We start from the raw sequence: 22,314 nt of genomic DNA on the forward strand, positions 1-22,314 counted from the left end.
TCATTAAAAATTCAAAAACTTAGCACTAACCCATTTTTCCTCCATACCAATTCTACACCAGCCATTCTTTTCTTCAAACAAAAAAACGATTTCTCCTTTTTGAATACTATAAGATTTACTGAATTTTACATCTGGTCCAGTTCTAACATTCAAAGTATCCGCGTTAACTTCTGCTCTTTTAACTTGTTTTGTGAATTTAGAAGATATCCAATGAGATTGTGATGACGATATTTTGTACCATCCGTCTTTTTCTTCATATATCCTTAATATAGCTCCCATAACCAAACTAGGTCGATCAGTAACTTTTGAGCTATTTGCAGTTGGCAAACTACGTATGTTTAAAGTTGATGATGTAACGCAAACGAAATAAAGCACAGCATTTAAGTTCGTCTTTACATCACCTTTCAACCGCTCAATTACTAAGGGTTTAAAGTTTTTATCAAAGTCAACAACTTTGTTTCCACCAAAAAAGGCCGTCCCTGGACAAGACTTCGTATTAACACCACCATTTGTTCGCAACCCATTATCTAATCGAAACCAATGATGGTAAACTATAGAATTAGAATCTACTTGCAAATTAAAACGTTTACATAACGCAGCAGTTACGGTCAAAATACTTTCCCTTTGTTCTACTGTCATTTCATCACCATTAATGTCAAAATTTCCAAAATTCTCTATGCAAATTGAATGAACATTTTGATTCGTAATACAAGCAGGTGACTTTTCTAAACTTCTTCCGGTAACAATACTACCATCTGGAAAAATTGTAAAATGCTGTCCTATATCTTGCCAACCATTCTGTACTGTATGATATTGTTTCATCGCTAACTGACGTTCAAAATGATTAGAACCATTGAAATGAACATAACTTGGTATGAAGGTATGATGTTGTTGTATTTTTAATATAGTTCTCCCTAATCGAATATTAGACAACCATAATTCGAACTCTTTTGGAGAAAGTTTTGTAAAACCATTCTTTGTTTCCATAAACTAAAATTTAGAAAATAAAAGTAATGGAGTAGATCTTCTCTATCAATACGTGAAAACACGTAATTATTGTAAAGAAAAAAAACACTTTAAATTAATTTTACAAATACTAAAAGTTTTATACCTGTCAGAAGAATGAGTACAGATATCAAACTTTATTTATAGTAGAATAAAGGAAATCTTGTCAATTATAATATTGACATTTATAAAAAGACACAACTAAAAATTGGGATTCTAAAAAGGAAAAACTGGTTTAGTATTAGGTAATTAAATATTACTCAAACTAATAGCATTAGTTTTCAGAGCATATAAAACAACTCCAATAAAATTCTTAGAATTTGTTTTTTCCATGATACGCTTTCTATGTTTTTCCACAGTTCTTGTACTTATACATAGTTTGTCCCCAATTTCTTTACTACTCAACTCCTTACAAGCCATTCTAATGATCTCTAATTCTCTAGAAGTCAAAGTAACTAACACTGTCAAATCTGTGTTATAATGTACTTTTTTATCCCATAAAATAGCTTCTCTAATAACAGCTCCTAACTCAACATCAAAATAATAATCACGTTCCATAACTTTTCGCATAGCGCTTTCTAAAAGTTCTGGAGAAGAATTCTTGGTAAAAAATCCATTGGCACCACATTCCATAATTTGATGTATTGCCTCTCTAGAAGTAAGTTGAGAAATAATTAATATTTTAACATCTGGATTTATTAACTTCAACCGTTTACATACTTCGAAACCATCTAATATTGGCATCTGAATATCTAATAGTAAAACATCAATAACTTCTGATTCAGCATACTTCAAAAATGCTAAACCATCATTAGTATCATAAATTACATCTACACCTTCAAACGAAGACAATAACATAGATAAACTTTTTCTAAAAAGTTGATGGTCATCAACCAGGGCTACTTTGATCATATTTTTGGGGTAAATAAATAATAAAATGGTTTCCACTCATAACTTCTCTTTGAACAAGTTTTGAGTTTATACTATTCAAACGAGACTGTATATTATAAAGTCCGGAACCTTTGGATTGGGCATAACATGATTTAAAATCAAAAGCAACCCCATCATCAACAATTTCTAAAGTAACTCCATCATTATTTTTGTCTAAAGATAATATGCATTTGGTTATATTCCCATATTTAAGCATATTAGAAGTAAACTCTTGCACCACTCTAAATAATTCATAACCAATCTCAATTGGTACAACTAATTCAGATAAATTTTGTTGAAAAGTAAATTTCTTGTCAGATGATTTACTTAAAGTCTCAAAGTAATCTTCAACAGCCACTGCTAACCCTCTAGTTTCCAATAAAGGAGGTATTAACTTAAATGAAATCAATCTAGTATTCTCAATAGTTTGTTCTAAAGCGTTTTTGGTTTCTTCAAGTAATTCCCGATTTTGATCATCATGAATTTTTCGAGATAATAACAATAAGTAATTTCTTATTGCGTTCAAATCACCTTGCACACTATCATGTAAATCTTTAGCTATTCTTTGACGCTCTTTCTTTTCACTTTCCAAAGATGTTTTCAAAAGTAATTCAATTTCTTTTTGTTTCATCTTGGCAAAATGTCGTTGGTAAAACAATACCATGAATATAAGTCCAAAAGCTAAAAATAGCATCACAGAAGTCCCAATCCAAAAAACTAATTTTATCTCACTCGAGCCTTCCATATTCCTACAATTAATAATGTGCGTAAAACTAAGTTTAAAACAACATTTAATAACCAATAATACTGAAACAAATTACTGTCATTTTTGTATATTAATTCAGTCATTAAAAAAAGGAAAAAGTTTCCAAAATAATATAAAATCAATCCTGAAACAACATAAAAATAAGGAATATCCCACAAACTTTCATATTCTAATTCTCTAAAAATTTTTCTAAACCAGATTATTGAAAAGATAAAAATAAAAACTGTAATGTATGTATCAATATTATAACAAATTTTCAAAAAATCTTGTACATCAAATCGATAAAACAAATAAAATAATATAATAAGAAAAAAGATAAAGCTAGTAATTTTTAGCTTGCTTTTTGCATTACTTAATATTTCCTTGTAAAAATAGAATAACGTCAAAAAAGAAACAACACAATAAGTAAGGTACCAATTACCAACATCCCATCTCAGCAAAACTGTAAAAACAAATTCATAAATAGCAGAAAAGAAAACTAACAGTACAAATGGAAGAATTGCATTTGCATTATTAGCAATTTTGTTTCTATTAAATAAAAAAACTAAGAAAGGAAATAAACCATATAAAATGGTAAGTGATATTATATAAATCATCTAAGCATTTAATTAACAAAACCCACTCAACAAGTAGGTTTTGTTTTCAAATGTATCAAATTTATTTCACATATAAACCTTCAGTTGGACATAGTGGAGGACAAGTTGCAATCCTATCATAAATAATTCCATCATTTAACATATCTTTTTCATCACCATCTACCCCAACTAAAACTAAGCTAATCTTTTCATTTTCATCATCATACCCATTATATATTCTTAATCCAATACAATTTTCTTGAGCTAAGATATTCTCAATGTTATTAGCTCCAATAAATGATGATGTTATTTCACCTGGAAACTTAGTTTCAAATGATTGAATTAATGCTTTTGCCTCTAATTCTGTAATAATACTGCCAATGTTTGCATCTAGTGCCATAAATATTTTATTAAGGTTAAGGGACCAAAAGTATCGGCTAGAATGACGCTCTAAAATACGTGTTTTTACTATTTTTTATTACGTATTTACACCTACAAACACACTAAAACATTTAAAAATAGAGTTCATTTAAAAAAATAAAGAGATTAATAATTACAAAATAAGTGTTTTTACGTACTAAAACTTCGCAAAAACGAATTCAAGAAACAAGTCAATGATTTTAATGAATAATATTCACAATCAAAAGTTTTAATCTAATTACAAATGAGGTATAAATACGTATTTCACATCAAAATCATTAAACCTAATTTTACAAAAACCTAAAATATTTTTTATGAAAACATTTAATGTTACTAATAGTGATTCTCATCTTTTTATTCAACTTAAAGTTGATACAATAAAGAAGGCTTTTTCAAAAGTTTACTATATAGTTAGAGACGAAAGAGTCAAACCTCACCTAGCAGTTTCAGAAGAATATGAAAATGGCTCTATTGATTTGGACTCAAATAATAATATCAAGTGGAAGCATATTGATATTGCTGGTAAATTCATTGGTCACGAATTGGAATTTATAACTTTTATTGAAAATCTTCCATCTGATTGCAATTCAAATGAAAAAGCAAAAAAATATATCTTAGAAAACGTTAATATCAAATACAGAATAAATGACGGTGATAATGCAAACGAGTATGATTTAGACGAAGATGACAGAATAGAATTATTTATTGAAAGAACAGGTATAATCTATAAAAAAATAAAAATAAAATGAAAAATTACATAAAAATATTGACCCTGTTTTTTTTATTTACTGCTAATTATACATTTGCACAAAGTGATGTAACTATTAAAAATTTAGAAATTCCGACTGCTCCTGCGTTATCAATATTAGACGAAACAGCAACAATAATTGAAACACCTAAAAACATAAAAGCATTAACTACAAGTTTATCAAATGGAATTGGAAATAATGTAGCTGTTGAATTTTCACCATATTTACTCTTCAGTACAAACAAAAATTTTTATGACTATAATGGTTTTAAAGTAAAAAACAAAAAAATTACTGAAAAGGGCATTCTAGGGCAAGCCTCAACAAACTTATCCGTCTCAATTGCGTCTGTCAGAAAAGACACCATTAGCAATATTGCTTTAGGATTTAGAACTAATTTATTGACTGTTCAAAATCCAAAAAGAAAAATTATTTTCATGGAAGCTGATAGTATATACGAAAAGGAAATGAGAATTTTAATGATAAAAGTGGATCCTGATTCTTTAAGAACAAATCGCGAATACATAAGACTAAATAGGCAGTTCAACAAATTATTAGATAGTGTAGCAAGTTTAAACACAAAACCCTTATTCTCAGTAGATGTTGCTGGTGCTTATACACAATTTTATAGTAATAATAATTATAACTCAGGAAACAAAGGAAAAGTTGCTTCTTGGATAACTCTTAGTTATAACAAAGAACTTAGCACCAAAGCAGATGGTAATTCTTCATATTTAAGTTTTTATAGTATTGGGAGATATATTCAAGATAATAGATTTTTTGATGAAATAAACAATCAAATAATAACAAGGAATTTTATTGATTTTGGAGGAAAAATTGAAATTGATTTCGGAAAATTATTATTTGGTTATGAATATGTTAGTAGGATAAATGAAAATGACAACTACAGATCTGTAGGAACTATTAAATACAAACTAAATAAAGACATCATATTAAATGGGGGCTTTGGGAAAAACTTTGAAAATAATGAAAACCTTGTAAGCTTTCTGGGAATTAACTGGGGATTTGATTTAGAAAAAAACACATTTTCAAAATAAATAATCTTAAACATCAAATTCAATAAAATATGGGAACATTTATTAATGGAGTTAATTGTGATATTTATATAGGTAAAGGAGCAGGGAAAAAACTACTTGATGATATTAAAAATGCCAAACACTCCATAAAAATTACTTCACCATATTTATCTCCATCTTTAGTAAAACATTTAATTGAATTAAATTCAGAAAAAAAAAACATTCATTTAATAACTACAGATACAATTGAAGATTATGAAAACTCATATAGAAAGAATATACATGAGCTAATTAAACAGCATCAAATAAAAGATGAAGCGGCTGAAAAAATTAGAAATAAATGGATAGACTCGACAAAATTTATTTTATTTGGGATTATAGGTTTTTCACTAACACTTTTACTTACTACCTACTTTTATAGAGAACTGAAACTATTGTATGGAATTATCCCTATAATCTTAGCAATCTTAGTATTTAAGTTTTACCAAAATAAAATAAAACAGAAAAGAATTTATAACTACCACTACTCTCAATTGTTTCCTTTTAAGGTTTTTATATCTCCAAGAAATAATAATGCTTATAAAAATCGATTTATCCATGGGAAAATTTACATTATAGATGATGAAATTGTTTATATGGGTTCTTTAAACTTTACAAAAAGTGGAACTGAAGACAATTATGAAACCCGTATAAGAACAACCGACCCAGCAGCTATAACAACAATTTTAAATGAATTCAATAATTTATTTCATCATTCTGGATTACCTGAGAGAGACATTCAACAATGGGGAAAAATACTATATACTGAAACAATTAATTGATTGATTTGATGCTTATTAATCCAAAACAAGCTATTAAAAAAAGACAGCTAAACTATTAACATTCTTCATTTATAAACAAAAATTAAATTTATAAACATTATGGAAAAAATAAAAATTCACGATTTAGTTAAGTTTAGAAGAAAAAACTCAGCAGTTAGAAAGAAAAACTATGCTCTAAATTTAAAAACAAGAAAACCAAAAGAGAGCAAAGAAAAGAAAGGAAAAGGAGGAGGTGACTACTGGTCTATTAGCACGAAGTGCATCAACAAGGTCTTTAAATTAGAGAATAATGAATTGCTTGATTTGAAAATAAATGAATTTCAAGAAAAACTAAAAAACAAAGATCTTAAAAGCAATACAATTGGAATGTACAAAAAGAATATTGACATTATGTCCAACTTCAAAGAATTTGATTTTAAAGATATTAGACCCGAAAAAATAAAAAATTTCGAAAGTATAACCAAAGAAGACAAAATACTTAAAATAGATAATTTCCCATTATATATAACTCCAACAACAATTTTTACTTTTAAAAGAAAAGATAAAATAGAAATTGGTGCAGTTTGGCTAGTTGCACAAATAGATGGATTTGAAAAATCAGAATTGGGACTTTTCTGTGAAATATTATATAGATTCTTAATTAAAAATTATGCCGATGAATATCAAATAGCTCCAGAATATTGCATTGCTATTGATACATTTAATGCACAAAAATTAAGTTACAATGAATTATTAAAAGGAGAAATACCTTTTCTGATTGATTTAACTCTTAAAGAAATAAAAGAACTTTAATCAAGAAAACATGTCAACAAAAAGCCTAATTATTATACTAATCTTTTGTTCTAAACTATTATTTGCACAAACTCCAATTGACGTAACAGAACAAACCATTAAAATCAGTGGTTTAAATGAAATCGAACTCTATTTTGGTTTTGCAACTGGAGACAAAATCATCTTCAATTTCAAAGAAGTGAATAGTAAAGAAGTAAAAGAAATTGAAATTTTAGAATATCCAAATAATTCAAAATTTTCTGATTACAAATCAACACAAATAGATAATAAAATTATTAATGTAACCAAACAAGGAGTTTATGTATTCCGTTTCAAAAACACAGCAATTGGTGGTCGAATTGCAAAAATAAAAATTCAACGAATTCCAGTATCTAATGAAACCATAAATTTCAATTCAACGGTAACTTGGGCTACAAAACAAGAAACTACTTACAACTCATATACAAAAGATGTTTTAGTAGGCTATGATACAACTTACACCCAAAAAACAAAAAAGATTTTAATAAAAACGGAACTAAAAGAAGAACTAATTTGTGATAAAACACAACGCGTACATTCTACTACGAATGACAATGGAAATAAAACATCAATTTTCTTTACTTTACCAGAAAATCTAACGACACCATACAAAACGACAAAAGTAATTTCTTGGGCATATTGGACAGGAGTTGGAAATGAAGCTAATATAGCTTGGAAACAAAACTCACAAACAATAAGTAATTTAGCAAAAGGTGTAGCCTCATTCTACACTACTCCACTAGGAGCATTAGCCGTTGGAGCTGTAACTGACTTAATGATTCCGAAAACTGGTGAAGATGTTTTTTATGCTATATCAGACCAGATTAATAGAGATTTGTTTCTAACTGGAAAGCAATACAAAATTTTTGACCAAGGTAAAGGAGTCGCAGGTTATAGAAAGTTTATTAATGAGAGTATTTGTCAAGGAACTTATTTTGTTTTACTATCCAATGACAATATAATGCAAGGCATTGATACAACAGTCAAAGTAGTTGCAATTGTTGAAACAAACATCTATAATGACCAACAATTTACAGAAACAAATTTATCTCCAAGATATGAAAAGAAAACCTTTTCAGAACCAGTAATAACAACAATTAAATATCCAGTGATTAGCAAATAAAAACATAGCTCAAACATACAAAGCAAAATGACGGACTAATCCATAATCCAATACCAAAAAAAACCAAGCATAACATAATTCACAAAAAAATAAGAGAAATATGAAAATAACAGCATACACGAACAATCCATCTGCACTTAAAGATGCAATTGATAAAAAAATAAGAGACAAAGAACTTAAAACATGGGAAATTTTACAAAATAACCAAAATGAAGTTTTATATAGTCATACTCCCGAACAATGGAAAGAAAAAGCAATGCCAAAACCTGAAATTTCAAAAGATAAAATTGAGTTTGAAATAAGATGGTGGAATGATGATGAACCAAACGAAGAAACAAAAGGGTATATTTCAGGGAGATTCGTAGAAATTTTAATGGTTCACTTTAGAGATAAATTTACAAATTTAAAGGTCGAATAAAAATGAAAACAATACTTACAATTTGGAATACAAGCAATAAAGGAAAATCTTCAACAATTTTAGAATTGGCAAATTTATTATTGAGAACATTTCCAAAGCATACAATAATTTATACTTCAAAAGATATTTTCAAATTATCTGTTGACTTTAGGTTAATTATTGAAATAAATGGAAAAATAATTGCTTTAGAAAGTCAAGGTGATCCAGGAACTGGTTTGGAAAAAAGATTAAATAATATTATTACTTTACACAAGCCGTATCTTATTATTACCTCATCAAGAACAAGAGGTGAAACAATTTGGGCAATCAATAATGTGGCTGATTTACATAAATATGACAAAATTTGGACTTCCACCTATGAAACTTCACATTCTCATAAACTAGCAAATGAATTAAAAGCGGAACATCTCTTAGATTTAATTAAAAAATTAGGATTAATTTAAAACCAATAATTTTATGGAAGAACATTTATTGCTTAATGAAAATGCTTATTTATATGAAAAACCAAAAAAATTCAAATTAAATAAAGTTATTATATCTAAACTTTTTAGTCAAATTTCAAAGAAAACAGAAAAAGAAGGTCGGTTTTTAATTGATATAAGGCATTCTTCAAAAATTGTAAACAATATTCCCATTAATTATTCCATTTGCGTTTTTAAATTCAAATCTAAGCCAAGTTTTGTAGATCAAGCTTTTGAAGAATGGATGGAAACAAAAATAGCTTATTTTGTATTAGTTGAGTTTGAAAATTATGTAGTGATTACTAAAAAAAATATTTCTGGCTTAAATGAATTTACGAAAAATCTTGATACAATAGATTATGAAGTTCTATCAACATTGTTTATTGACATTAGTACTCAATATGAAAAACTAGGTTTAAAAAACATGAGTTTATCAGACAAAGCCATCAGAAGTAAAACAATGGAATCTAATGATTTACAAGAAAATTTTTCAACAGTTGGGTCTAGCAATTATATAGTAGATAATTTAAGATTAAGCACAGATGGCTCAAAGATTGCCTTGTCTCTAAATACATCAAGAGTAAATAAATTTGGCACAAAAGACAATTTAGAGTCATTCTTTAATTGGGCACAAAATGTAGTTCAAAAATTAGAAACTTATTCACCGAATAATACTTTTTTAAATGTTTTTGCTCAACCAGTAAAATATGAAACTCAAAAAAATGATTTAATACCAGTAGCAATTTTATTTTTATTTAATAAAATTTACGACGATTTTGAAAATAATATCCTAACTGATTGTGTTATTGAATCAGATAATGGAATAAAAAAAATAAATTTATTTAATTATTTAGACCAATTTCAGAGATTGCTACAGATTGAAAGTCAAACAATTGACGGTGAAATAGTTCAGTATTTTGCTAGAACCACTTTAACAGATGACTTACAAATACGTATAAATGAAAAATCAATAACCATTCATTCAAATAAACTAAATAAAGTAAAATTAATTACTAATAGTGGATATTCAAGAAGCATAACCGAATATATTAATAGTTCAAATCAGTTCATTATAAATTTTGACAGATTAGAATTGGTTTATACAAATAAAAAATTATTCCGTGATAACAGGTTATTAGGCAATATAAATTATTTTTTAAATGCATTCTTACCTTTTGAAGAACTTTCAAATGTAAATAGCGAAAAAGGAATATTTACAACAGCTTCAATAAGTTTTAGCGTAAATAGTTGCTTTAATTTTGTTGAGTCTAAATTTATTGGAAGGCATGATTTCTTTGTTTGTGATGATTTAAATAAAGAATGGGCAGATCATATTGGTATTTCAACAGACACTATTTCGTTTTATCATTCTAAATATAAAAATGTTGGTTTTTCAGCTTCTGCTTTTCAAGATATTGTCGGGCAAGGCTTAAAAAATATTTCAAATTTAAGTCCTAGAGATTATCAACTTGATTCAAAACAAAATATTTGGTCAAATTTTTATAACCCTCCTGGAACCACAACTAATATTTCTAGATTACGAAATGGGTCTAATATAGATGATTTATTGGAAACTTATAAGAACACAATTAAAAACCCAAACTTCAATAGAGAAATTTATTTAGTTGTTAATTTCATATCCAAAGAAGGATTACGTGATCGATTAGAAAAACTCAGAGATGGTGAAGCATTTTCTGAACGAAATGAAGTCATACAGATTTTGTGGTTTCTGTCATCTTTTCTTTCTGTTTGTGCAGAACAAGGAATTAAAGGTTATATCTGCTGTAAACCATAATAAATAAATGTTTATTTACTAAATCCCGATTAAAATCTAAATTCTTACGCAGCTACTAAACATAATGTTTAGTAGCTGCTTTTTTATTTAAATAAACACTAAAAATTACGTGTTTATACGTAATGCATAGAAAAACAAAAGTAAATATATTTGATACTTCAAAATTGTTATAAAAAAACGAAATTAACTAGTTGATTGTTATATAAAATTACTAATTAATATTTAATAAATCCGAATAATATTTACTTCCAAAAAATATTAAGTAGTATCAATCCATTAAAATATTTAACCTAAGAATAAAATCAAATACAATAATTAATACTAAATTATGTCAACAAGTAACAGTCCACAAACATTATTTAGATTTGTAAGTTTAAGAAACCCAAATCTAGCTGAAAACAGCGAAAAAAACTTTAAATTTATTTTTAGACCTTTATCAATTACTGGTTTTTTTGACCAAGTAACTTCTAACTCTTCAGATGCTAAATTTAAAGCTTTAATTAATCTTGCAAATTCATTTTCAGCAAATGCTATAAAAACAGTAGACGAATTAGATAAAGAAGAATTTTCAGCATTACTAAAAATAGGAAAATCGCTATATTCAAACAATAAATTATCTAGTACAGAATTAAAATTAGCAAAAGATTTTCATACTAAACTTAAGTCTAATAACGAAGCTTTAAAAAAACTTTGGGACAATCTTATTTACCAATACATTACTCAAAATAATTTTTATATTAAAGAAGCAATTGCACATATTTTAAAAGCTTATCATATTGGTTTTGTGCAAACACAAACTTCTAATGAAGAATTAAGTAGAATTAATGGAGAGAATTATTTAACACCTGCATATAACTCAAAAATTGTTTTACCACAATTTTTATTTCAAGAAAATAATATTCTAATTTCTAAAAGAGCTTCATCTACTAAAGAGTTAAGTGAAAGTGACAATCAGTTATTGCAAATAAATTTAGAAAAACAAGAAAGTTTATACAGTAGAGAACTTGATAATCAAAACTTAAAAGTTTTAAAAGAAGAGTTAAAAAACATAGAAAATAGCGAGGGCAGAATTTCTGACAAACTATATAATCAATCATACTCAAAATATCAAAAAGAAAATGGTGGAAAAATTGCTAAGTATCAAAATCAATTAGAAATTATCCAAGAATTAGAGGAAAACAAAGCATCTGATGAAGAAATTAAAAAAGCTTATGAATTATTAAAAACTTATGAATATCCAACATTTGAATTTGAAAATAAAAAACCTCTAAATTGGGATGATTTGTATTCAAATCTAACTGAAGAATCATTTGCTTTATTTTTAGAAAATTTTACAAATGCAAAAACAGTAATTAAAGAACCTATTGATTTTTCAAATGCCGAAATTTCAATTGTATCAAATGATGAGATTAGTATTGATGATTCTATTATATCTATAAATTATGATGATTTTTCTGAAATTCATAATGAAATTGATACTATGACACAAGCATTAAACACAAGTGTGTTGTCAGATAGTGTATTATCACAAGATGAATTTATTAACATTGGAAATGTATTAATACCTGTTTCAAGTGACCCAATAATAACCTCTTTTACACATCTATCATATATATTAAGAGCAACAAATACTAGAACCCTTTTTATAACTAATAGAGGTTTTGTTACGTTTCAAATTCAATTAGAAAATTCATCATGGAATATTAGTCATGCAACTATTTCAGCACAGACTAACTTAGGTGCTCAAAATGAAACATTCAGCAATCTAAATGTAGTAAACAACACCTTAACTTTTCCACAATTTTTAATTAATAAGTTTAGAACAATTAGTAATTTATCAATTCAAATTTTCTTTGCGAATGGTAGAGAGTCTGTTTTACAACTTAATAATATAGTTGTAAATCAAGACATCAAAGGTATTTTAACTTTAAAACCAATTAAAGAAGAATTACCTATTGACACGAATCCAACAGAACCAAATCCAGTTTCTGGAAAACATTTTGGACTTAAAAGATTAGGGGTTGCTGAGTACATGAAAGTGGTACAAACAGTACATGCATATGTACCAGGAGAAGTTTCAAATATTGAAAATGTTATGGCGAGTGAATTACGTCATAAATCGATTAATGAACTAACTCGCATAGAAGATACTACAACAACTTCTAAATCTCAAGAAGTAGAAAAAATTTCAGACACAACTAAAACTAATCGTGCAGAAATGCAAACAGAAGTTGCAAGAGAACTAGAGAAACAACAAAGTTTTCAAGCTCATGCAAATTTCACTTATGATGCAAAAGCATACAAACTAGATATTGGAACCGCATTTGCTACAAATAATTCTCAATTTATAAGCAATAGACAAGCAGTAACCAAAGCTCAAGAAGTTACAGAAAGAGCTATGGAAAGAGTTCAGTCAAAAATTACAGAAGAAAGAATTTTAAAAATTATTCAAGAAGTTTCTCTAACCAATGTACACGAATTTGATAATAGAGGAGGCTTGTCAGAAACAAGACCTCAACATATCACAGGAGTTTATCGTTGGGTTGATAAAAAAATGAAAAATCAAATTTTCAACTATGGTAAACGTACTATGTTTGAATTTATGATTCCAGAACCTGCAAAACTACACAGACTAGCATATGCAAATGTTGATACTCTAAAAGCTCCAGTTGACCCAAGAAAGGCTCCAGCACCTCATACAATGCCGAATTCAAATAGTTCTACAAAAGCATTATTAGAATATTGGGCAAATGTTTATGGTGTTTCTTTAACAGAGGAACCTCAAAATAAAGAACAAATATTAAAAGCAAATGGTTCACCTCATAGTGAAGGAGGTGGAGTATTTTATGATTCTAATTTAGAAATTTTAGAAAACTATGAAGCAAAATCAGCTGTATTAAATTGGTATTTCACAAAACAAAGAAATCGTTCAGGTTGGTTTGAAGGAAATTATACTTTAACAGCTCATTTCAATATATCAAACTTAAAAGGACAATATATTTACTATAATACTCAAGGTTCTTCAAGAAGTGGTAGTAACACCATAGCTGGATTAAATTTATCTGAAACTTTTAACTATAAGGTACACGGACAAAATATTGGTGATTTTAGTGTGGAAATCAAACTACAATGTCAACCAAAAGTATCTTTTTTTAATGCTTGGAAACTTGAAAACTTCAATGCAATTATTGCAGCTTATAAAGTTGAACTTGAAGAATACAAAGCAGAAAAAGCAAGAATAGATGCAGAAAGAAAAGCTAACGAAGAAAATCAAAAAGAAGCACAAGCCAATTTTTACAGAATTATAGAAAATGATGTTTTAAAACATAACTGTATAGCTTATCTATTACAAAATTATCTAATAACTCTAGGACAATCATTTACTGAAGGTGATAAAATGCTAAACTTCAAAGTAAACTTAAGTGATGATTTAGATAAATATACTGCAACAGCCAAGTTTTTAGAACAAGCATTTGAATGGTCTATTATGGATTACACATTCTATCCATACTACTGGGCAGACCGTAAAATGTGGCAAGAAATGTATTTAACTGAGAATATCGACACTCTTTTCAGGGGCTTCTTACAAGCTGGTTTAGCTCGAGTTATTGTTACTGTAAAACCTGGATTTGAAGAAGCAGTTCAATACTTCTTAACTACTGGAAAAGTTTGGATGGGTGGTGAAACTCCTATTATTGGTGACCCATTATATGTAAGTATCATGCAAGAAATGCAAGATCCAACTGGTATTCCCCAAGGAAATTATTGGATAACTAGAATCCCAACAACATTGACAATCTTACAAGCTAAATCAACAGGTTTAGAAGTAGATCAACCATTACCAATTTTCCCTGAAAGCGAACCTGAAAAATGTGAAAATCCAACGGAATTAGAAACACAAACAGCATTTATTGCAGATGATGTTCAAATGGTTGGGAGTGAAAGATCTACAACATTATACCCATCTAATTAATATCCAATTTGGTGGTGGTGATTGACACCACCACCAAATATTTAAATTAAATATAAAATTATTATGCAAAAAATAAATCCTTCAGAAAAATTACATACTGTAAACAGATTGGGTTTGGGCAATGACAAAGAAATAGATAAAATAGATCACGAAACAAAAAACAAAACAAAAGTTGATTTTATTATTGGAGTATTTTTTGATGGAACTGGAAATAATCGCTTTAATTCTGATTTAGTTTATTACAAGCACTTAGACAAAAATAATAATGTAATAGAAAATCAATACAAAAAAACTAAAGTAAAAGGTAAAAAAAAGGATTTTATGGTTGATACTGACTCTAGCTATTGGAATCCATATAGTAATATAGTATTATTACATGATTTATACAAAATAGGTCTTGATGAAACTAAAAATAGTAATACAAAAAAAACTTATTATATCAGGCAATATGTTCAGGGTATAGGAACTTTAGAAGAAGAGGAAGATGACACTTTAGGGTCTGGATTTGGAGTTCATAACAGAGGAGTTATTGGTAAAGTGCAAGAGGCTTGTGAAAAAATTTCAAATCAATTATCCGATATTTTTAATACAAATAAAAATTATACTATAGGCAGTCTTACTTTTGACGTTTATGGATTTAGCAGAGGTGCGGCATCGGCTAGACATTTTTGTAATGAAGTAATTGGCATAGATTCAAAAATAACAAATTTTGGTAATCAAAAAGACTCTAATTCAATAAAAAAAATCGTAAAAATTGATAACACTAGAGTTAGTTTAAAAAATAATAAACTTCCAATTTCTCAAACTTATACTTTGGGAATGCTTGGTGATGAATTTAAAAAGAAAAAGATTTATTATAAATACACAGATAGTTTTTCATCATCAGAGGATAATGAAAAAGTCAAAATCCGATTTTTAGGATTGTTTGATACGGTTGTATCTCAATTTATAAGCAAATATTATGGTGATTTTAACTTAGATAAATTAAAAGAATATAATGAATTGGTTAAAGTTAAAAATCTACAAAAAGCAAATGTTGACATTTCTAAACTAGACATAAAAAGAGTTTTACACCTAACTGCAGATGATGAATGGAGAGAAAACTTCCCATCTACCTCTGCTAATAAAGGGATAACAATAAGGGTTCTTGGAGCACATTCAGATATTGGAGGCGGTTATGCAGCTTTACAAAAAGAAAATACTAAAATACATTTATTTAAAGTTGAAACTGGAACTAATGAAGATGAGATTAATAACCCTAAAATTGGTAAAAAAGAAATAGAGCTTCAAAAATTTTTTATTAAAAATGGTTTCTGCAAACAAAATGAAATTAAATTTAAAAAAATTGGAGAAATTACAAAAAAAGTTAAAATTAATAATTTAGAAACAAGTGTAGTTAATGGAGTTGTTTTACGATTAGAATCTGAAAAAATCATAAAACCTAGATATTCAACTGTTCCTCTATCAATTATGAAAGAAATCAGTCAAAAAGCTGGAGTTCCATTTGTAAAAGATATAGGTGAAATTAAAAATAAAGAATCTGAAACTAAGCCTAAGCCATTTGAGTATGAAGTCCCAAAAGATTTAAAAAATTACTTAAAAATTGTTTCTGAAAATGCTAATGAAGATTATGAAAAATTATACAATAAAAAGATTATAAAAGCTAAAAGCAAATTAACAACAGAAATAGTTCATAAAATTCGACATGAGTTTGTACATTTATCTTCAAATTTTAACAAACCGGCATTTAAATTACCTGTTATAGTAAAAAAATATAATTATGAGGTAGTTTACAATCCAAATGAAGAGGAATTTATAAACAAAATGGCTTACATCAACCATCCTAGAATGTCTAACAAAATATCTAAACCTTATGAAAGGGAAATATTATCTCCTTAATGTTTTATTCTTAACAATATTTTTTTTTAGTTGTGAAGATAAAAACCAAAAAAAAATCAATCGAGAAATTGATATAGGTATTTGTCTTGGTGCGCCTAAATTTTTTACTGCTCATTATCCAATTGTTACAGCCTGTAAAAATGGTGGTATTATTGGTGGTATTTCAGATAGTAATGTTGGAGATAATGAAGGTTGGACATCATGTGATTCATTTCAAACTATTGAAAGTGATGGTGATTATCCAGACAGTTTACATTTGGAATGGACAGATAAATTGAACTGTAAAAGGTTTGAAAAAGGTGTAAAACTTCCTTCGTCCATTATAAACAGCATAATAAATAAAGAACTTAAAAAAAATCTAAGTTATTATAATTTTGGTTTTAAAGTGAACTTTGCGCCTGGAGGTAATTTTTGTGTTTTTTTAAATGATATTGAAATAAAAAGAGGTGTTGCAAATTTTACTGAAATTGACTCTAATTGTGTTGCACAAGATGGTATAAGTAAAATTTCAACAGAGTATTATAATAAAGTTGGTTTAGATTTCAAAAATTGGGAAAAATCAGATCCACGATATGATTTAGGATTAGGATATTATACTGTGGACACTAACATGGTTTTCGGTTGGGCACATCTTATATCAAAAGAAGGTATTTTAACTAGAAATGATAATTTATACAAATCTAAAGAAGACGAAATTTATGGTGGTAAAATAATCACTTATGGAAATAGCTATTTGACCATACAAGATTTGGATTCTAAATCTAATAAATTTCAACTCCCCGTTTTGATCCAAACTTATTGGTATAAAGAAATTGGAAAAAGTCAAATATATAAATATACTAATGTTCCATTACCAAAGAATTTTGTAAAACTTTATACCACCCCATACATTAATCCTAAAAACAATAAACTCACTAATTATAACCATTTAATCTTTGGTGTAGAAAAGGATGGTGTACATTGTATAATTTGGTTAGATGGTCCTGGCAAAAGAGAAAAATTAATGCGTTTTGAAGCTACTGATGCTATTATGTCTAAAGATAATAATGTTTACCCAGGAGGTTATGCAAAAAATATTATATATTACTAGTTGTTATTTAACGGCTAAAGATTTAGAAATAATATGATTGGGCAAGAAAAAAGTTTGGCTTGTGTTGTTACTTGTATTGAACAATTAAATTAACTCATTTCTTCAATATATCTTCCAACTATTTTTAAATATTCAACTTTAATATCCTCATCTTTATTAAAATCAAGGTGAGGATAATTTTCTTGATTTTCAATCGGGTCATTTTTATCTATAAGCTCTAAGATATTTCCAATATGAAAAACATCGCAGTTCTCCTCTACCCAACTTTCTATCATTGCATTATAATTCTCATTTCCTTCAAGGATTGAATAAATTAAATTAATCATTTCAGATTTGTAATTGAAAACGACATAGCTATAAAATGAATTCTTTTCATCTAATGATAAACTTTCTTTTCTACTTATATATTCGTTAAATAAATCTCCTATAAAAGTTTCATTAATCTCTAAATCTGGCCTAAATTTTCTAAACCATTCCTTTACTTCGTTTTTCTCTGTTTTCATAAATGTCTTGAATTAAAAGTTGGCTTTTTTGGATTACATAAAACAGCTATTAAATTATCATATTGCTCTTTGGAAATTACTTTATTATCTGAAAAATCATAACCAAAGACATCTTCAATTTGATATTTTATAAAATAACAAAAATAAAAACCAATTTTACCTTCAATCAAAAAAGTATTAAGTTCAATATAAAAATCTTCCGTTGGACTTATTTTGCTGTTATCTATATTTAAAATATTATTTAACATTAACATACTTGATACAAAGTCACTATCCATAACTATTTCGCTTAAAACTGCACGTTTTTTTCTATCTAAATCTTTTAAAAAGTCATTGATACACTTTTCAAAATATGTTTCATCTTCTGAATCTATATTTTTAAAGTAGTGGTTGGCCTCAATAAATTTGATACTTAAATTCCCAATTTCAGTATCAAATTGGGGATTTTCAGCTCTATTAAATAATAATAGATTAACTAATGGAATAAATGCTTTGTACTTAACTCTCTGGTTTGCTTTCTTGTTTTTCATAAGTGTCAAAAAAAAATGCGTGAAGCAATAGCCAACCGAAATAGAGGTACTAGGAGACCCAAAAACCAGAAGACTACGCCCACGCAAGTATTTTGCACAGGCGTAAGTCTATTAATTTTGGTTTTTAAGAAGCTTCCTAGTTTTCTATTTCCAAATTAATAGCTTACGCGATTAATAATATTTTACTAGATGTAAAATTAAAATATTCTTTTTAAATATTCTTATTGTTTTATTAAAATAAAAGTTTATTTTCTAGGAGTATTTTTTTAATTTTCTTAGCAGATATTCGGTTGCTTCTGCATCTGAAAGTAGTGATTTCTTCTTAGTTGAAGTCTTAGTTTTATTGTTTAATGCAGATTGCACACCAAGCATAGTGTATAAGCGAGATTTTTCTTTCTCGTTTAACGCTTCTATTACTTGATATGCAGTTTCTGCTAACATTCTGTTTATTGTCTAAATTTTGGTTTGTTTGTTATTTTATTAATCTGTCTATCTTCTTGTCTAATATCACTTGAGTGTCTGTTATAATCTTGTGCGATTTCAATAGTAGATTTTTCAACTCCAGTTGATCTTTTCTCATTTGCTCTATTTCCAGTAGTAACTTCTGGAACAATAGAATGGTCTCTGATTTGTTCATAATTATTAAGTTTGATTTTTATGTTATTCCATGATAATTTTTTGTGCACATCACTACCTTTATAATTGATAGCTTTAAATTCAAAGGAAATTCCAGATATATACCCTGTACTACTTTGATTTAGTTTTACTTGAACACCTTTTCCTTTTAATTTCTTAACGAAATCTTTGAGATTGACATTCTGATTTAAAATCTCAAAAATGATATTTTGAAATTCTAATCTTTCAGGAACATTTCCTGTTCGTAAACATTTTTCTATTTCGCCTTTACTTAATACATTACTTTCTTGCTTTGGTATAAGTTGGGTTAAATTGAATTTTTCCTCTAATTTTCTAACTAATGCTTCACTTCTTTTATAGTCTTGGCTATCAGATACCACATCACCAGAAAATTTAACACGATTGGCAACTAAATGAATGTGAGCATGATCTTGATCTGTATGCCTGTAAACAACGTATTGATTATCGTCAAATCCCATACCTTCTAAATAGTCTCTTGCTAAATTTGAAAATTCTTCGTCTGATAGTTTATCGGAATAAGGTAAATTCAGAGAGGTATGATAAACAGCCTTTGAAAGATTTGGTTTCAGCTGTCTAACCAAATTGAATTCTTTAGTTTGTTGAATAACTGTTCCCATATTAATATTTGTATCTATTATAGTACCAACGCCAGCATTTATCTTCTTTTCATTATACATCAATACTCCATAAAAATCCTTTCCTTTTATCTGCTTGCTAATCATAATAAGAAAGCTATTTTAATTTCGTTTAATTTCGTATTCAAATCCAATAATTCGACATATAATCCTTTTACATCTGAATGGTTCTGATTTGCTTTTTTGGTTAGTTGATTCAAATTATTTCCAATACGACTTAACTCAATAAAAAGCTCCCTGTTGATACTTGGCATCGAATGTTTTGGTAATTGTTTTTTTAAAGATCTAATTCTTATAAATTGAGTTACTGACAAACCAAAACATTTTGAATACTCTTCAATTTGAAGTTGTTCTTCAAGTGTCACTCTTATATTTATTTGTAACATTTTTAAATCTTGAATTTGCTTCCTTGGTCGTGTCATCTTTTCCAAATTTTTGAATAAATAAAAACCTTATTTATTCGTTTATCTGATGACAAATTTATTAGGGTTATTGCTAGCAAAAAAGCTTTGCCGTATGCAAAAAATGATACGGCAAATTTTGCAATAATCTATTTTCTATAAACAGGTGGATTAAAAAAATTAAGTAACTTAAAAATCTCAGACTTAAATAAATTTCAAAACTTTAATCAAATAAAATTCAAACAAAAATTTGGCTCTGCCAGCTAATCAATCTCAAACGGGGTGTGGGGTGAAACCCTGCCAAGCCATTCGACCAAAGGGAGGTTTTTGCTATCAAAAACATGGCTTGCTTCATGACAACCACATATTTTTAAGTTTACTCTTAAGGGGAAAAAATAAGCATAAAAAAACCTTCACAATTGGTGAAGGTTTAACATTAAAAGTTATAAAATTAGCAATCATTGTCTTCCATTTTTTTTCTTGTAGCTCTTAAAGTTTCAATAGCTTTTTCTACTTCAAAAAAATAAAATGGTGTATCTAATATTCCATTTAATGCTTTTTTGTATTGATGTTTCTTAAGACTCATTCCCTCTTTGTTAAAATATATACAAGGATTTTTTGGATGCACTTTTTCTGGTGTATCTAAATCCCTTTTTTCTTTATTTGTTAACTCAAAACGTTGAGAAGCTAAATATTCATACTTATTCAAATTCGTAAAATTATAAGATATTTTATCCCAATAATCTTCTTCCAAAAGAACTATCAAAGCTTTTCTTCTTGATAAAAAACATCTAATTTCTACTTCAATATAATTAAGCATTTCTTTGTTTTTAGCAACCAAATCATATAATACTTTTAATTGTTTTACATTAAATAATTCTCCACTAACTGTTATCTTCTCTTTTGAAATATCATTACGTTTTAATTCATTAAATACGTTTTTTAGATTAGTTTTTATCATATTCTTTTTCCTTTATTTTTCTTTAAATTCTGGTCTAATGAAATAATCTGTTTAACAGCTTGATTTAAATTTTGCTCCCTTTTAAAAATAAAAGGCATTTTTTGACAAGCAATACTTCCCAAGAGAAAATAGTCTCGCATGTTTAAATCTTGTTTTTCAATGTGATTTTTAATATAATAAGCCAATAAAACAGCTTCGTAATTATCTATTGGCTCTTTTATTTTATCCATTTTTTGATACATGATGTCCCAAAAATTCTCTTGACTTTGAAGCGATTTTATAGACTGATTCAATAAGGTTTTATCCATGATATGAGAAAATGATTCTAAAAAGCATTTACCATATTCCCACCTTCTCACATTCATTTGATCAATTAAGGCTTCATTTATAAACTCAAAGACATCAGAATTTGATGAACTATTATTCTTTATGAATGCTTTAGAATGTAATTTATCAAACCAATCTCTATTGAAATCCATTAAATTATCCAATAAGATTAAACCGAAATCAATAGAAATTTTAAAGTAAATGTTTGAATCTAAAATAAAGTTCTTTCTATCTGATTCTGATAATTTCTGAGAATCAGAACTATGTAACACCATAGCAAAAGACCTAGCCATTAAAGACTTTAATTCTTGTTCAGTAAAGAAAATAGACTCACTATTTAAATGCTTTTTCTGAAGATTTTCATATAAAATATATGTTGTTTTTTTTGGAGATAGTATCTCAAATTTCACTAACGGCATAATGTTAATTTT

The 22,314-nt window shown here is 27.5% G+C and carries 22 protein-coding genes; 11 read left to right on the forward strand and 11 right to left on the reverse strand.

All coding sequences use genetic code 11. From position 1 onward, the window contains the following. Positions 1-3: 3 nt before the first annotated feature. From BMX42_RS04995 to BMX42_RS05015, 4 genes are all read right to left on the reverse strand, one after another. Positions 4-987, reverse strand: coding sequence for an SH3 domain-containing protein (locus BMX42_RS04995; protein WP_091309727.1), 984 nt, complete (start codon positions 985-987; stop codon positions 4-6). Positions 988-1,254: 267 nt separating this feature from the next. Beyond that, on the reverse strand, positions 1,255-1,917 hold the full coding sequence (locus BMX42_RS05000; protein ID WP_091309734.1) for a response regulator transcription factor: 663 nt from the start codon (positions 1,915-1,917) through the stop codon (positions 1,255-1,257). Then, complete coding sequence (locus tag BMX42_RS05005) at positions 1,895-2,566, reverse strand: sensor histidine kinase (protein ID WP_177169121.1); 672 nt, start codon at positions 2,564-2,566, stop codon at positions 1,895-1,897. Before BMX42_RS05005 ends, BMX42_RS05000 begins: the two co-directional genes overlap by 23 nt. A gap of 792 nt (positions 2,567-3,358) precedes the next feature. Further along, complete coding sequence (locus tag BMX42_RS05015; protein ID WP_091309751.1) at positions 3,359-3,676, reverse strand: hypothetical protein; 318 nt, start codon at positions 3,674-3,676, stop codon at positions 3,359-3,361. Positions 3,677-4,010: 334 nt separating this feature from the next. Here BMX42_RS05015 and BMX42_RS05020 point away from each other — a divergent pair, with 334 nt between their 5' ends. From BMX42_RS05020 to BMX42_RS05070, 11 genes are all read left to right on the forward strand, one after another. Next, the gene (locus tag BMX42_RS05020; RefSeq protein WP_091309755.1) at positions 4,011-4,445 is read left to right on the forward strand and encodes a hypothetical protein; all 435 of its coding nucleotides are present in this window, start codon (positions 4,011-4,013) and stop codon (positions 4,443-4,445) included. Then, on the forward strand, positions 4,442-5,500 hold the full coding sequence (locus tag BMX42_RS05025) for a hypothetical protein (RefSeq protein ID WP_091309758.1): 1,059 nt from the start codon (positions 4,442-4,444) through the stop codon (positions 5,498-5,500). The genes BMX42_RS05020 and BMX42_RS05025 overlap by 4 nt, the downstream gene beginning before the upstream one ends. A gap of 29 nt (positions 5,501-5,529) precedes the next feature. After that, positions 5,530-6,300 (forward strand): phospholipase D-like domain-containing protein, encoded by a 771-nt coding sequence (locus tag BMX42_RS05030; protein ID WP_091309762.1) that lies wholly within the window; start codon positions 5,530-5,532, stop codon positions 6,298-6,300. 99 nt (positions 6,301-6,399) lie between these two features. Then, positions 6,400-7,092 (forward strand): hypothetical protein, encoded by a 693-nt coding sequence (locus BMX42_RS05035; RefSeq protein WP_091309765.1) that lies wholly within the window; start codon positions 6,400-6,402, stop codon positions 7,090-7,092. 10 nt (positions 7,093-7,102) lie between these two features. Then, positions 7,103-8,233 (forward strand): hypothetical protein, encoded by a 1,131-nt coding sequence (locus tag BMX42_RS05040; RefSeq protein ID WP_091309769.1) that lies wholly within the window; start codon positions 7,103-7,105, stop codon positions 8,231-8,233. Between the two features lie 100 nt (positions 8,234-8,333). Continuing rightward, positions 8,334-8,651 (forward strand): hypothetical protein, encoded by a 318-nt coding sequence (locus BMX42_RS05045; RefSeq protein WP_091309772.1) that lies wholly within the window; start codon positions 8,334-8,336, stop codon positions 8,649-8,651. 2 nt (positions 8,652-8,653) lie between these two features. Continuing rightward, positions 8,654-9,094 (forward strand): hypothetical protein, encoded by a 441-nt coding sequence (locus BMX42_RS05050; RefSeq protein WP_091309775.1) that lies wholly within the window; start codon positions 8,654-8,656, stop codon positions 9,092-9,094. Positions 9,095-9,356: 262 nt separating this feature from the next. Then, the gene (locus BMX42_RS05055) at positions 9,357-10,907 is read left to right on the forward strand and encodes a hypothetical protein (RefSeq protein ID WP_177169122.1); all 1,551 of its coding nucleotides are present in this window, start codon (positions 9,357-9,359) and stop codon (positions 10,905-10,907) included. A gap of 328 nt (positions 10,908-11,235) precedes the next feature. After that, complete coding sequence (locus BMX42_RS05060; RefSeq protein ID WP_091309782.1) at positions 11,236-14,880, forward strand: hypothetical protein; 3,645 nt, start codon at positions 11,236-11,238, stop codon at positions 14,878-14,880. Between the two features lie 63 nt (positions 14,881-14,943). Next, a complete protein-coding gene (locus BMX42_RS05065; RefSeq protein ID WP_091309785.1) occupies positions 14,944-16,779 on the forward strand; it encodes a phospholipase effector Tle1 domain-containing protein in 1,836 nt (611 codons plus the stop codon). Then, complete coding sequence (locus tag BMX42_RS05070; RefSeq protein ID WP_091309788.1) at positions 16,754-17,869, forward strand: DUF2931 family protein; 1,116 nt, start codon at positions 16,754-16,756, stop codon at positions 17,867-17,869. Before BMX42_RS05065 ends, BMX42_RS05070 begins: the two co-directional genes overlap by 26 nt. Positions 17,870-17,958: 89 nt before the next feature. On the opposite strand, the gene BMX42_RS05075 is transcribed toward BMX42_RS05070, so the two are convergent. From BMX42_RS05075 to BMX42_RS05105, 7 genes are all read right to left on the reverse strand, one after another. Beyond that, complete coding sequence (locus BMX42_RS05075; protein WP_091309791.1) at positions 17,959-18,372, reverse strand: hypothetical protein; 414 nt, start codon at positions 18,370-18,372, stop codon at positions 17,959-17,961. Then, positions 18,369-18,902 carry a hypothetical protein gene (locus BMX42_RS05080; RefSeq protein ID WP_091309794.1) on the reverse strand — a complete coding sequence of 178 codons (534 nt, stop codon included), beginning with the start codon at positions 18,900-18,902 and terminating at the stop codon, positions 18,369-18,371. The genes BMX42_RS05075 and BMX42_RS05080 overlap by 4 nt, the downstream gene beginning before the upstream one ends. A gap of 252 nt (positions 18,903-19,154) precedes the next feature. Continuing rightward, positions 19,155-19,343: a hypothetical protein gene (locus BMX42_RS05085; RefSeq protein WP_091309797.1), complete on the reverse strand. Its 189-nt coding sequence runs from the start codon at positions 19,341-19,343 to the stop codon at positions 19,155-19,157. Between the two features lie 5 nt (positions 19,344-19,348). Next, positions 19,349-20,281 carry a relaxase/mobilization nuclease domain-containing protein gene (locus BMX42_RS05090; RefSeq protein WP_091309800.1) on the reverse strand — a complete coding sequence of 311 codons (933 nt, stop codon included), beginning with the start codon at positions 20,279-20,281 and terminating at the stop codon, positions 19,349-19,351. Then, positions 20,278-20,616 (reverse strand): plasmid mobilization protein, encoded by a 339-nt coding sequence (locus BMX42_RS05095; RefSeq protein WP_091309803.1) that lies wholly within the window; start codon positions 20,614-20,616, stop codon positions 20,278-20,280. Before BMX42_RS05095 ends, BMX42_RS05090 begins: the two co-directional genes overlap by 4 nt. A gap of 430 nt (positions 20,617-21,046) precedes the next feature. Beyond that, positions 21,047-21,556, reverse strand: a complete 510-nt coding sequence (locus tag BMX42_RS05100) for a hypothetical protein (protein WP_091309806.1) — start codon at positions 21,554-21,556, stop codon at positions 21,047-21,049. Further along, complete coding sequence (locus BMX42_RS05105; RefSeq protein ID WP_091309809.1) at positions 21,553-22,302, reverse strand: hypothetical protein; 750 nt, start codon at positions 22,300-22,302, stop codon at positions 21,553-21,555. Before BMX42_RS05105 ends, BMX42_RS05100 begins: the two co-directional genes overlap by 4 nt. Positions 22,303-22,314: the final 12 nt, after the last annotated feature.

It is taken from the genome of Flavobacterium terrigena, assembly GCF_900108955.1.
Taxonomy (GTDB): Bacteria; Bacteroidota; Bacteroidia; order Flavobacteriales; family Flavobacteriaceae; genus Flavobacterium; species Flavobacterium terrigena.